12 protein-coding genes are annotated in these 12,457 nt (G+C 62.4%); 8 read left to right on the forward strand and 4 right to left on the reverse strand.

What is annotated here, in order from left to right; all coding sequences use genetic code 11:
• Window positions 1–69 precede the first annotated feature (69 nt).
• The 3 genes from K3163_RS09810 to plsY are packed head-to-tail and all read right to left on the reverse strand — an operon-like array spanning window position 70 to window position 2,914.
• Window positions 70–1,134: an SMP-30/gluconolactonase/LRE family protein gene (locus K3163_RS09810; RefSeq protein WP_221554088.1), complete on the reverse strand. Its 1,065-nt coding sequence runs from the start codon at window positions 1,132–1,134 to the stop codon at window positions 70–72.
• 59 nt (window positions 1,135–1,193) lie between these two features.
• Window positions 1,194–2,312 (reverse strand): DNA-processing protein DprA, encoded by a 1,119-nt coding sequence (gene dprA / locus K3163_RS09815; RefSeq protein ID WP_221554089.1) that lies wholly within the window; start codon window positions 2,310–2,312, stop codon window positions 1,194–1,196.
• Window positions 2,309–2,914, reverse strand: coding sequence for a glycerol-3-phosphate 1-O-acyltransferase PlsY (plsY, locus tag K3163_RS09820; protein ID WP_221554090.1), 606 nt, complete (start codon window positions 2,912–2,914; stop codon window positions 2,309–2,311). Before plsY ends, dprA begins: the two co-directional genes overlap by 4 nt.
• Window positions 2,915–3,032: 118 nt before the next feature.
• On the opposite strand from plsY, the gene murI reads away from it, so the two are divergent.
• The 8 genes from murI (at window position 3,033) to K3163_RS09860 (ending at window position 11,079) form a co-directional block, all read left to right on the forward strand.
• A complete protein-coding gene (gene murI / locus K3163_RS09825) occupies window positions 3,033–3,827 on the forward strand; it encodes a glutamate racemase (protein ID WP_221554091.1) in 795 nt (264 codons plus the stop codon).
• A gap of 109 nt (window positions 3,828–3,936) precedes the next feature.
• Complete coding sequence (gene hemA, locus K3163_RS09830; RefSeq protein WP_221554092.1) at window positions 3,937–5,157, forward strand: 5-aminolevulinate synthase; 1,221 nt, start codon at window positions 3,937–3,939, stop codon at window positions 5,155–5,157.
• 70 nt (window positions 5,158–5,227) lie between these two features.
• Window positions 5,228–6,847 (forward strand): AMP-binding protein, encoded by a 1,620-nt coding sequence (locus K3163_RS09835; RefSeq protein ID WP_221554093.1) that lies wholly within the window; start codon window positions 5,228–5,230, stop codon window positions 6,845–6,847.
• Between the two features lie 142 nt (window positions 6,848–6,989).
• The gene (locus tag K3163_RS09840) at window positions 6,990–7,973 is read left to right on the forward strand and encodes a hypothetical protein (protein ID WP_221554094.1); all 984 of its coding nucleotides are present in this window, start codon (window positions 6,990–6,992) and stop codon (window positions 7,971–7,973) included.
• Between the two features lie 46 nt (window positions 7,974–8,019).
• Window positions 8,020–8,712 carry a nitroreductase gene (locus K3163_RS09845; protein ID WP_221554095.1) on the forward strand — a complete coding sequence of 231 codons (693 nt, stop codon included), beginning with the start codon at window positions 8,020–8,022 and terminating at the stop codon, window positions 8,710–8,712.
• Between the two features lie 180 nt (window positions 8,713–8,892).
• The gene (locus K3163_RS09850; protein ID WP_221554096.1) at window positions 8,893–9,342 is read left to right on the forward strand and encodes a hypothetical protein; all 450 of its coding nucleotides are present in this window, start codon (window positions 8,893–8,895) and stop codon (window positions 9,340–9,342) included.
• 94 nt (window positions 9,343–9,436) lie between these two features.
• On the forward strand, window positions 9,437–10,228 hold the full coding sequence (locus K3163_RS09855; protein ID WP_221554097.1) for a transporter: 792 nt from the start codon (window positions 9,437–9,439) through the stop codon (window positions 10,226–10,228).
• 77 nt (window positions 10,229–10,305) lie between these two features.
• Window positions 10,306–11,079, forward strand: a complete 774-nt coding sequence (locus tag K3163_RS09860; protein ID WP_221554098.1) for a hypothetical protein — start codon at window positions 10,306–10,308, stop codon at window positions 11,077–11,079.
• 7 nt (window positions 11,080–11,086) lie between these two features.
• On the opposite strand, the gene K3163_RS09865 is transcribed toward K3163_RS09860, so the two are convergent.
• Window positions 11,087–12,289: a type III PLP-dependent enzyme gene (locus K3163_RS09865; RefSeq protein WP_221428067.1), complete on the reverse strand. Its 1,203-nt coding sequence runs from the start codon at window positions 12,287–12,289 to the stop codon at window positions 11,087–11,089.
• Window positions 12,290–12,457: the final 168 nt, after the last annotated feature.

Below are 12,457 nucleotides of genomic sequence, written 5' to 3' on the forward strand. Positions count from 1 at the left end.
TGTACGTGTATGTACGCGCGATTTTCGGTTCGGTTCGCGGGTCGTCAAGCGGGCAATTCGCTTGAATGCCTATCGCTCCACTTTCACTAGCGCATTGCCCAGATTGGAAACATAGAAAGGCTGATCCTCGCGCCCGATGATTATGCCTGTGAGTACCCCTGGCATTTCGCCCTGCACTTCGAGATTGAGCAGATCCGCCGCGCTCTCCCCAGCTGCACTTCGGCGAAGCCATTCCTGCACTGATTTAGCGCCAGCTTCGGTTTGCGCATCGAACACTACGCGAGTTGCGCCGGTATCGGTGTCAATTGCGATCACCTGGTTTGAAGCAGGAGAAGCCACCCAGAGCGAACCATCAAGAGCCAGACGCATGTTGTCAGGCGATGGCACTTCGGCAAGCACCTTGCGATCGCTCAGGGTCCCTGCTGCAACGTCCAATGTGAATACGAGAACCCGGTTCGCCATGGTCTCGGAAAGGTAGAACTTGCCGTTGGTCTCATCGAGATAGAAGCCATTGGCAAAGTTGAGCCCATCCACGACCAGTTCCGGCTCGCTTGCCAGTTGGCCGTCCTCGGCAGCTGACAACCTGTAGACAGCACCATCGTCCATCGCTTTGTCGACCGCCACAAACAGTCGCTCTTCGCCCTGGTTTTCCGTCGATTGGGTAAACCAGACTGCTCCGGTGCTGTCGGTTATCGCCGTGTTGGCCCCGAACGGATGCGCGTAGACCAACTCGGTTGTGCCAGCTTCGATATTGGTTCGGTAAATGCGTCCGGTGAAGACATCCGCGACAACAACGTGCTTGCCGTCAGGCTCCAAATGAACGCCATTGGGACCGGGAACGACACTTGCCGGTTCTTGTCCAAAGCCAACCGCCGCGAAGTTTCCGAAAGGTTCGAAGGTGCCGTCGGAAGCGACCTTCACTAGACCGTGCCGTTGGTCGGCCACGATCAAGGTCCCGTCATCGAGCTGAACTCCATCTTCGGCGCGCTGAAGTCCTCTGTCGGCCGGGAAGATCGTGGCTTGAGCGATGCTCCACGACTGCTCCTCCCCGTCGGATGCGTCGACCGAGCCTGGCTCAGCGCTGCAACCTACAAGTGATAGTCCTGCCAGAACTGCTGCAAGAAATGGCTTCATGGTTGGTCTCCCCGACAAACGATGCGCCCGCGTGATGGTGATGCTAGGCATTCACTGGGTCAACCCTTCAGCGAGACCCGCCCACCTGCATGCCGTCCCAGTCGCCCGGTGATCTCCAGTTCGAGCAATGCGAGCTGAACAGCCGCGGCGCCTTGCCCCGACTGACGAACGAGCTCGTCGACCGAAACCGGGGCAGTAGTAAGCAGACCTGCGACATCGGCTGGCTCGGTCTCGGCCATTTCCTCATGCGAGAAATCGAACTGGAACGCTGGTTCGCGAAAGGTCGAGCGCGGCTGACCCTCAAAGCCTGTCAGCAGTTCCACCACGTCCTCCGGCGATTGCACCAGCACCGCGCCTTCGCGGATGAGGTGGTTGCAGCCGTGACTGCGCGCTTCGAGCGGGCTGCCGGGGATCGCCATGACCTCGCGCCCTGCCTCGCCCGCCAGCCGCGCGGTGATTAGGCTGCCTGACTTGACCGCAGCCTCCACCACGAGCGTTCCGCTCGCAAGGCCCGCAATGATACGGTTGCGGCTCGGGAAGTGGCTGCCACGCGGTTCGGTGCCGGGAGGCTGCTCGGCGATCAGCAGGCCCTCTTTCGCAATCCGCTCCTGCAGTTCGGAGTGCTGCGGGGGATAAGCGATATCGATTCCGCTCGCGATCACGCCGACGGTTCTGGGCATCGCGCCCTCATGCGCCGCACCGTCGATCCCGCGCGCAAGGCCCGAGACGACGGTAAAGCCAGCCTCCGCCATACCCTGCCCGAAATCGCGCGCCAGCTTGACCGCTGCCGCGCTGGCATTACGCGCGCCTACCATGGCGATGCAGGGCTTCGAGGCGAGCGAGAGGTCGCCGCGATAGGTGACGATCGGCGGTGCGCCGTCGATCTCGCCCAGCAGGCGCGGGTAATCTGGCTGGTCGTGGAAGAGGTATTTCGCGCCCGCCTTGCGGACACCTTCGACCTCGCGGTCGATCTTGTCGAATGGAGCGGCGCGGTATTGCCGCTTCCCGCCTTTTCCAAGTTCGGGGAGCGCCTCCAGCGCTTCTTCCGCGGTGCCGTAGCGCGCCAGCAGCATCGCATAGCTGACCGGCCCGATATTGGGCGAGCGCAGCAGTCGGATGCGGGCGAATGCCTCGTCTTGTGACAGCGGTGCGACCCTTGGATGTGAAGCTTCGTTCACCCCTTGGAGCCGACCTTCGGTTCGGTGCCCGCAGCGAGGCGCTTGATGTTCTCGCGGTGCAGCCAGATCACGAGCACAGCGATCAGCGAAAGCACCTTCACCATCGTCCACCACTGGAAATATGCCGCTGCGAGCGCGGTAGCGACCACGGCGCTCATCCCGGCGACCGAGCTGATACGGGTAATCGCCAGCATGCCCAGCCAAACCACTGCGTAAACTACGCCCAGCGGCCACGCGAGGCCGAATGCGACGCCGGCATTGGTCGCCACGCCCTTGCCGCCCTTGAAGCCGAGCCAGACCGGGAAACAGTGGCCGATCACGGCGAACAGCGCGGTCCAGCCCACTTCCTGCCAGAACAGGTTCCATGCGATCAGCACCGGCACCAGCCCCTTCGCGAGATCGAGCAGCAGCGTTGCCGCAGCCAAACCCTTGCTGCCGGTGCGCAGAACGTTGGTCGCGCCGATATTGCCGCTGCCCTGTTGGCGGATGTCACCCTTGCCCGCGAGCTTGGCCAGGATCAGGCCGAAGGGGATCGAGCCGAAGGCATAGCCGAGCAGCGCCGCCCACAGCACGTTGATGGTGAAATCCGTTCCAAAATCCATTGCGCCGATCCCCAAAGCGTCGTGGCAAGGCTTGAGAAAGCCGAACCTTCTTGTCTAGCGAGGCACTTAATGGGAAGAACCGCCTCCACACAAGGCTGCCGCAACCGGAAGGTCCGATTTGAACTCGAAATCCCCGATACTGCTGTTCGATTCCGGTGTCGGCGGACTGACGGTGCTCTCCGAACTGCGCAAGCTGATGCCCAAGGCGCCGGTGATCTACGCCGCCGACATGGCCGGCCTGCCCTATGGCGGTAAGAGCGAGGCGGAAGTCGCGGCGCGCGTCGCCGGCCTGCTCGGGCGCATGGCCGAACGCTACCAGCCGCGCCTCATCTGCATCGCCTGCAACACGGCGAGCACGATCGCGCTCGGCATGGTGCGCGAGGTGCTGGAAACGCCGATCGTCGGCACAGTGCCCGCGATCAAGCCGGCCGCCGCGATCACCAGGACCGGCACGATCGGGCTCCTCGGCACAGAGGCGACCGTGCGCCAGAAGTATGTCGACGACCTGCAAGAGCAGTTCGCCGAGGGTAAGAGGCTGCTGCGCTACGGCGCCAACCGCCTCGTGGCGCTCGGTGAGAAGAAACTGCGCGGCGAGGCGGTGAGTATCGACGAGGTCGCCAGTGCCGCCTCCGGCCTCGTGCTGCAGCCGGGCGGCGAGGATCTCGACACGGTGGTGCTGGCCTGCACCCACTTCCCGCTGCTCGAGCCCGAGCTGCGCGAAGCCTTCGGCAAGGACGTCACCTTCGTCCACGGGGCCGAGGGTATCGCCAGGCGTATCGAGCATCTGCTGGAAGGCCAGAAATTCAGCTTCTGGAGCAAGAGCCTCGCTGTCACGACAGGCGAGCTCGAAGATTTCAGGCGCCTCGCCCCGGCGTTCGAACAACACGGCATTTCCACGCTCAAGCGCTTCTGAAAAACTGCGAGTCATTCGCAAAGATCGCTGTGGCAAATTTCGGGTGTCTTCACTATGTGCAGCCTCATAAACGGCCGATCTTGGACGGCGCTGAGACGGGTTGCCCCGCGTGAACTACGACCAGATTTTCGACGAAGCGATCGGACGCCTTCATGCAGAAGGCCGCTACCGGGTGTTCATCGACATCATGCGCAACAAGGGGGCCTTCCCCAATGCGCGGTGTTTTCACGGACACAACGGTCCCAAGCCGATCACCGTCTGGTGCTCGAACGATTACCTCGCGATGGGCCAGCACCCCAAGGTGATCGAGGCGATGGAAAACGCGCTGCACGATGTCGGCGCTGGTTCTGGCGGCACGCGCAACATCGGCGGCAACACCCACCTCCATGTCGAGCTGGAACGTGAACTTGCCGATCTCCACGGCAAGGACGCAGCCCTGCTCTTCACGAGCGGCTATGTCTCGAACGACGCGACGCTGTCGACGCTCGCCAAGCTGCTGCCGGGCTGCGTGATCTTTTCCGACGAGCTGAACCACGCCAGCATGATCGCAGGCATCCGCAACTCGGGCTGCGAGAAGCGCGTCTTCCGCCACAACGATCTCGAACACCTCGAGCAGCTGCTGGCTGCCGAGGACGAAGCAACGCCCAAGGTCATCGCCTTCGAGAGCGTTTATTCGATGGACGGCGACGTCGCCCCGATCCACGCGATCTGCGACCTTGCCGAAAAGTACAACGCGCTCACCTATATCGACGAAGTCCACGCGGTCGGCATGTATGGCGACCACGGCGGCGGCATCTCGGAACGTGACGAAGCGGCGCACCGCATCGACATCATCGAGGGCACGCTCGGCAAGGCATTCGGCGTGATGGGTGGCTATATCGCGGCCGACAAGCGAGTGATCGACTGCATCCGCAGCTATGCCCCGGGCTTCATCTTCACAACCTCGCTCAGCCCCGTGCTGGTCGCAGGCGTCCTCGCCGCAGTGAAGCACCTCAAGGAAAGCTCGGAAGAGCGCGATGCACAGCAGGCCGCAGCAGCCATGCTCAAGGAGAAGATGCGCGCGGCAAAGCTGCCCGTGATGGACAGCACCACGCACATCGTCCCGCTCATGGTGGGCGACCCGGTCCGCGCCAAGAAGATCAGCGACATCCTGCTCGCCGAATACGGCGTCTACGTGCAGCCGATCAACTTCCCGACCGTGCCGCGCGGCACCGAACGCCTGCGCTTCACCCCCGGCCCCGCTCACACCGAGGGAATGATGGACGGGCTCGTCGATGCGCTGGTCGAGATCTGGGACCGCATGGACCTGGAATTGCGCGCAGCCGCCTGACGCGCTTAAAGGGGCGACAGCCCGGCGAAATCCAGAAAACAGCGAACCGGGCAGGATGGAGAGCTGCCCGATGTACGACGTCTCGCTGACCGAAAGCTATTTCCCCCGCCAGACCGACTTGGAACTGCGCGATAGCACCGTGGCCTCAGCGATGCGCGATGCTGCAGCCAAATGGCCGGACACCGTGGCGCTCGAAGAGTTCGGCATCGACGGCAAACCGGGCCGCAGATGGACCTTTACCGAGCTTCTTGCCGAGGCCGAGAGCCTCGCTGACGCACTCCTGACCCGTTACCGCCCCGGCGAGAGGATCGTGATCTGGGCGCCCAATATCCCTGAATGGATCCTGTGCGAATATGCATTCGGGATCGCGGGTCTTGTCCTGGTGACCGCCAATCCCGGTTACCAGAAGCGCGAGCTTGCATATGTGATCGAGCAATCCTCCGCAGTCGGCCTGTTCATCGTCGAGAGCTTCCGCGGCAATCCGATGGGCGACATCGCGCGTGCAATCCTGGAAGAGAACGATGCCTTGCGCGAGCTGGTCGACATGGCCGACCGCGATGCGCTCTTCGCCAAGGGATCGCTCGACGCGAGCCGGCCCGACATTGCGCCGCAGGATATCGCGCAGATCCAGTATACTTCGGGCAGCACCGGATTTCCCAAGGGCGTGCTGCTCCATCACTACGGTCTAACCAACAACGCGCGCCATTCCTTCGAGCGGATCGGCATTACCGGCAACGGCAAGCTGCTGCTGGTGGCGCCGCTGTTCCACACCACTGGCTGCGCGGTCTCGGTGCTCGGCGCCTGCCAGTCGGGCACGCATATCGTCCTGCCGCCGCTGTTCGATCCAAACCTCGCGAACATGCTGGTTGAATCGGAAAAGATCACCTCGATCATCGGCGTGCCGACGATGTACATGATGATGCTCGAGGTCGACGATGCCAATCCGCGCGACCTGACCTCGGTCGAGGTGGTCGGTGCCGGCGGCTCGATGGTTTCGCCAGAACTCATCCGCCGTATCAAGGAACGCTTCGGCTGCAAGTTCACCAATGGCTACGGCATGACCGAGACCTCGCCCCTGCTCACCGGAACTCGCGACGACGATCCGATGGACAAGCAGACCGAGACGATCGGACAGCCCTTCGCCCAGCTCGACGTCTCGATCCGCGATCCGCGGACGAACGAGGTCGTCCCGCTCGATACGGTCGGCGAGATTTGCGCGCGCGGCTACAGCGTGATGGCCGGATACAACGACAATCCCGAAGCGACCGCCGAGGCGATCGACGCCGAGGGCTGGATGCACACCGGCGATCTCGGGAAGATGGATGCGCAGGGTTTCGTCACCATCACCGGGCGGGTGAAGGAGATGATCATCCGCGGGGGTGAGAACCTGTTCCCCGTCGAGATCGAGAACGTCCTGCTTGAGCACCCAGATGTGGCGCAGGTCGCCGTGGTCGGCCTGCCTGACGAGAAATGGGGCGAGATCGTCGCCGCCTTCATCCGTACTCCGGACAACTCGCCGTTCGACCCGCAGGCACTCAAGGCGCATTGCCGCGAGCATCTTGCAGCACAGAAGACTCCTGCTGTCTGGGTACACGTGACGGAATACCCGATGACGGGCTCGGGCAAGGTCCAGAAGTTTGAACTACGCGATGCCTATCTCAAGGGTGAATACGCTTCGCTCGGCGCCTGATCTCGCGCCGCATGGGAGTTTGCGCCCCAAGCACGCAAACCCCTTCTGTGAAAAAGCGGCCTATTATTGATTGAAACAATGGGCTTTTCAGATAGTGTCGTTCCACGGAAAGCATTTTCCATTTTTCTTTGGGGTCGTTACTATGAAATATCTTGGCGGAGCGGCACTTGCCGCGGCACTCGCGCTGTCTGCATGTGGTGGTGGTGACGGCGGTTCTGGCCCTCCAACCGGTGGCGGTGGAGGCACTCCTACTCCGACGCCTACACCGACACCAACGCCTGCTCCGACCTATACGAAGTTTGCGGACCTGACAGGGCAGCAGACTTTCCAGACGACCTGCGCAGGACAGGAGCTCTACAACAGCCTGTCTTTGCTTGGCGGCACGCCTTTCGGTAACGATGTCACTATCGTGTCGGACCGAAGCGGACCGAGTTATGACATCACGGTAGACAACATCGGATTCGAAACAGCCCGCTCGCTCAGCTTCACACAGGCCAATCTTGACCCATCATCCACTGCGAACATCGAGCGATACAGTTTCGATGATGGAACGGGTCGGACGCAGCGCCTCTCGGTGTTCGTGCCGATCATCAACAGCACCGAACTCGAATACACGCGCTTCGCCTCGCTCTTCAGCCCGAGCCCGTCTGGTTTCATCAACCTGACATGCGCATTCGGCGTCCCGACAGAGCTGAACGACAGGCCTTCGGGCTCGGTCAACTTTGTCAATTCGACAACTGTCGCGACCTTGGATGTGACCGAGAATGCCGGCGCCGGCCCCACACGCGCATACAGTCCGCGCCCAACTACCGGGGATGCTTTCGCGGACCCATCCACGGGCGAAGTACGCTTCTCGATCAACCTGAAAGGGTTCGAGATCATCAATGGTACCCCTTCGGACGTCGAGACCGATCTCGGCACCTATTCCGGGACAACCTCGATTGATGGCTCTCAGACGCAATTCAGTGGTTCGGTGGTCAATTCCGACAATGTGGTAGCCGGCACTTTCGGTGGCTGGTTCTTCGGTCCGCAGGGGCGGACCATGGCGGTATCCTATTCCATCCAGGATCGCAGGTCCGACAACAGCGATGTTAGTTCTGCAGGCGTATTGTTATTGCGCCGGTAAATCGCTTTAAAGGTCGCTCGGGACGACGAGACAGGCTTGGAGTGACATGAGCGGTAATCCGGAACAGAGGTTCGACGAGGTGGTGTTGGGCCGCCGCAGCATTCGCGGATATCTGGACAAGCCTGTCCCGCGCGAACTGATCGAGGAAGTGCTGGCGCTCGCCATGCGCTCGCCTTCCTCGATGAACACGCAGCCCTATCACTTCCACGTGATCACCGGCGAACCGCTCGACCGGATCCGCAAGGGAAATACCGAGCGCATCCTTGCAGGCGAGCCCGACAGCCGGGAATTCCGCCGTGGAGAGCCCTTCGCTGGCGTTCACCGCGAACGCCAGATCGGCTGCGCCATCCAGCTGTTCGAAGCCATGGGTATCGAGCGCGACGACAAGGAAAAGCGGCAGGACTGGGTGCTGCGCGGCTTCCGCCAGTTCGATGCGCCCGTCTGCGTTATCATCACTTACGACAAGGAACTGTCGGGCAGCGACGATACGCCCTTCGATTGCGGCGCCGTCACCACCGCGCTGGTCAACGCGGCGTGGAGCCGCGGGCTCGGCTGCGTGATCAACTCGCAGGGCATCATGCAGTCGCCGGTCGTGCGCGAGCATGCAAGCATCCCCGACGACCAGGTCATCATGAAAGCCGTCGCCATGGGCTGGCCCGACCCGGACTTCCCCGCCAATCCGGTGAAGATCACCCGCCGCGAGGTAAGCGAGGCAGCACGCTTCGTCGGTTTCGACTGACCAGCAGTAAGTCCATCTTAACCACTGAGACCAGTGGACGGCGGGGCATGTCCCCTTACCGCTCCATTTTGTCGGCCTGCCGCACTAACCTTGCCTATTGCAGCAGAATTAAGACCGATGCCCGAACCAGCTTGCGGAACGGCGCGATGCCGCTCCAAGGCTCGATGGAGGGTAGCAACAATGAAAAAACTGACTTTGGTCGCATTGCCGACCGCACTGACACTGGCGGCTTTCAATCCCGCGCTCGCGCAGGATGACGGTTCGACCGACACCGATGCCGGCACCGACACTGCCGAGCCCACCGGCGCAGTCGTAACCCGCGAAGCTCTCACCGAAGAGCGCGAAGTGGTCGACGACGAGGGCAATCCTGTTCTCGACGCTGATGGAAACCCGACGTTCGAAACCGTCGAAACCGGTTGGGTCCAGACGGTCGAAACGCCGTCGGGCAACACACACACGATCACCAAGGTCGAAGGCGAGCGCGCAGTCGTGACGCACGAAAAGGCCGAACGCGTCGCCCGTGCAGAGCGTCCCGCCAAGGCCGATCGCCCGGACAAGCCCGAGCGCCCCGAGAAGCCCGAAAAGCCGGAAAAGCCTGAGCGTCCCGATCGCCCGGGCCGCGGCGGCTAACCAGCCCGGTTGAATGCGCGCCGTGCGCCCGGTCGTTCAGGAGGCCGGGTGCGCGGCGCCTTACCATTCCAGAATTCATGACGCGAAAGAACCGATGACCAAGCACACCCTGGCATTCGCCGCTTCTGCCCTGCTTGTTGCCTTGCCCCAGGTGGCACGTGCCGACGACGACTACGTCCAGGTCGCGATCGGGGCGGATTACTCGACCGGCGACTATGGTCAGGACGAAGACACCGATTTCCTCGCCATACCGGTTTCGGTGAAGCTCCAGCGAGGCGACTTCAACCTGCGGGTCTCTGTTCCCTACATCAATGTCTCGGGTCCGTCCGATGTCATTCCCGGAGACGGCGGTGTGCGCGGGAACGGTCAGGGCAATGGCGGCGGCGGTGGTCCGTCGAGCTCGTCGCGCTCTGGCATTGGCGACACCAATATCGCGGCGACCTATAGCCTGGGCCTTTCGGATACGACCTACTTCGACGTTACCGGCAAGGTGAAGCTTCCCACGGGTTCACAGGAGAAGGCCCTCTCAACCGGGACCACCGATTTCACCCTGCAGGGCGAGCTTCTGCAGGTCTTCGGCGATGTCAGCGCGGCCGTACGTGCCGGGCGCCGTTTCAATGGCGAGAATGACGATTTCCCGCTCGAGGACGTCTGGCTGGCCGGTGCCGGTCTCTACCTCGTGTCGGGCGACAGCACTTTCGGTCTCGATTACGACTGGCGCGACGGTTCGCTGCCGACAGCACCCAACCGCAGCGAACTGACAGGATCGCTGACCCAGAAGCTCAACGACAGCCTGCGCCTGCAAGGCTACGCCTATACCGGTCTTGCCGACGGCAGCCCCGACGTGGGTGTCGGTGCGCAGGTCCTGGTGCGCTTCGGCGAATAAGCCTCCCGCATCGCCGTACTCGCGCGCCGCGGGAAACCTTGCATGGCTCGATGGTTCGCTTTGCAGGAGGCGAGTTCATGACAGGAAGACTGACCGAAATTGGCGAAGGTTTCTGGCGCGTAAGCGGCAATTTCAAACTGGGTGGGGTTATCAACCTCGGCACCCAGGCTTCGCTCGTGCACCTCGCGGACGGGAATTACGTCTTTCTCGACAGCTATACACTTCCCGACGACGTGAAGAGGGAGGTCGACCTGCTGACCGACGGTGGTCGCAGGCTGACGGCGATCCTCAACCTGCATCCCTTCCATACGCTGCACTGCGAATGGATGCACAACGCGTATCCAGATGCGCGCCTCTACGGGACCGCGCGGCACAACCGGAAGCTGCCGCAATTGCCGTGGCAGGACACGCTGTGCGAGGACGCCGAGCTTGCAGACAAGTTCGGCGTCGATTTCGACTTCAAGGTGCCTGCAGGCGTGCCGCTCGTCTGCGATGACGAGAACGTCCATTTCTCGTCCGTGCTGGCCCTGCACCGCAGCAGCGGGACGATCCACGTCGACGACACGCTCGTTTATCTCGACATGGGCTTTCCGCTCTCGCTGCTGGCGATGATCCGCAGGCTCGATTTCCACCCGACGCTGGCCAAGGCGCTCGAGCCTCGCGCTGGCGCGGCCGACGCGTTTCGCGAGTGGGCAATCGCACTCGGCACAGACTGGGCACAGGCAAAGCGCATCGCTGCGGCTCACAATGCCGTTCTGGAGCTCGAAACGGAGGAATTCCCCACGCTTGTCGGAGAAGCGCTCGGGAGAGTGAAACCCGTACTCGAAAGCCACCGCTCCGAGTACGGATGAGAATTGCCTATCGCAGGTTTACGACGTTGTCGGCCTGCGGACGCGAACGGCTGCCGTCGTACAGGCTCGCCATCGGCTCGTCGGTCACGATGATGCGCTCTGCCGCGCCGAAGCCGTTGAAATCGGTCTTCATTGCCGCGCCGTAGGCACCGAGCATGCCGATCTCGATATAGTCGCCGGCCTGGATGTCCTCGGGCAGGCCAAAGGGACCGGGCATGTAATCGGCGTCGTCGCAGGTCGGGCCGTAGAAGGCGAAGTCCATCTCTGGCTTGATGAGGTCGTCCTCGAGCGCGCGGACCGGGAATTTCCAGTCCACATGCGCAGCATCGAACAGCGCGCCATAGGCACCGTCATTGATGTAGAGTTCTTCGCCGCGGCGCTTTTCCACCTTCACCACGAGGCTCGAGTATTCGGCGCACAGCGCACGGCCCGGCTCGCACCACAGCTCTGCGTTGTAGGCGACAGGCAGCGCGTAGAAGTGCTGGTGGATGATCTTGAAATAGTCTTCGAGCGGCGGCGGCTCCATGCCGGGATAGACGCTCGGGAAGCCGCCACCCACGTCGATCATGTCGATGACCACCGATGCCTCGGCAATCGCCGCACGCGTGCGGTCGAGCGCCTGCACGTAAGCGAACGGGCTCATTGCCTGGCTGCCGACGTGGAAGCAGACGCCCAGCCAGTCTGCATACTGGCGGGTTTCCTGAAGCAGTGCGGGCGCTTCGGTGAGGTCGCAGCCGAACTTGGCAGCAAGGCTCAGCGCGGCGTGCTCGCTCGAGACGCGCAGGCGCACGCAAAGACGCAGGTCGGTCGCGTCATTGCCGTCTTCGTCGCGGGTCGCCTTGACGATCTTTGCCAGTTCCTCGCTGGAATCGAGGCTGAAGGTCTTTACCCCGTGCTGGAAGTACGCCTCGCGGATCGCGCCGGGCGATTTGACCGGGTGCATGAAGCATAGCGTCGCATCGGGCAGGACCGAGCGCACCGAACGCACTTCGGCGATCGAGGCGACGTCATAATGCGTGATGCCGTTGTCCCACAGGATCTGGAACAGGTCGGGCGACGGGTTCGCCTTCACCGCATAGAGCGACTTGCCCGGGAACTTCTCGACAAAGAAGCGGGCAGCGCGCGCAGCGGCGTGCGGGCGATTGAGGATGATCGGTTCGTCCGGCTCGAGGGCGCGAACTACGGACCTGGCGTCGGGATAATGCTGCAACTCAAGGGACCCCCTGAACGGTGAAGTGTCAGACAAGGGCTGCCTTGCGGTTTAGAGTCCCCTTGGGGCAGCGGAGGCGCGCATATAATTCGTACGTCATGAAACGCAAATGAATAATGACGCGAAAGGTTCAACCGGAGGCCGCGATATCGCGAGGCAACCGCGCGA

The sequence above is a fragment of the Qipengyuania xiapuensis genome (genome assembly GCF_019711395.1).
Lineage (GTDB): Bacteria > Pseudomonadota > Alphaproteobacteria > Sphingomonadales > Sphingomonadaceae > Qipengyuania > Qipengyuania xiapuensis.

Bases quoted from the DNA above. Each gene is read 5' to 3' on its own strand.
- K3163_RS09810 (WP_221554088.1), bottom strand. From the start codon at position 1,134: ATGAAGCCATTTCTTGCAGCAGTTCTGGCAGGACTATCACTTGTAGGT.
- plsY (WP_221554090.1), bottom strand. From the start codon at position 2,914: ATGGATTTTGGAACGGATTTCACCATCAACGTGCTGTGGGCGGCGCTG.
- K3163_RS09835 (WP_221554093.1), top strand. From the start codon at position 5,228: ATGTACGACGTCTCGCTGACCGAAAGCTATTTCCCCCGCCAGACCGAC.
- K3163_RS09840 (WP_221554094.1), top strand. From the start codon at position 6,990: ATGAAATATCTTGGCGGAGCGGCACTTGCCGCGGCACTCGCGCTGTCT.
- K3163_RS09845 (WP_221554095.1), top strand. From the start codon at position 8,020: ATGAGCGGTAATCCGGAACAGAGGTTCGACGAGGTGGTGTTGGGCCGC.
- K3163_RS09850 (WP_221554096.1), top strand. From the start codon at position 8,893: ATGAAAAAACTGACTTTGGTCGCATTGCCGACCGCACTGACACTGGCG.
- K3163_RS09855 (WP_221554097.1), top strand. From the start codon at position 9,437: ATGACCAAGCACACCCTGGCATTCGCCGCTTCTGCCCTGCTTGTTGCC.
- K3163_RS09860 (WP_221554098.1), top strand. From the start codon at position 10,306: ATGACAGGAAGACTGACCGAAATTGGCGAAGGTTTCTGGCGCGTAAGC.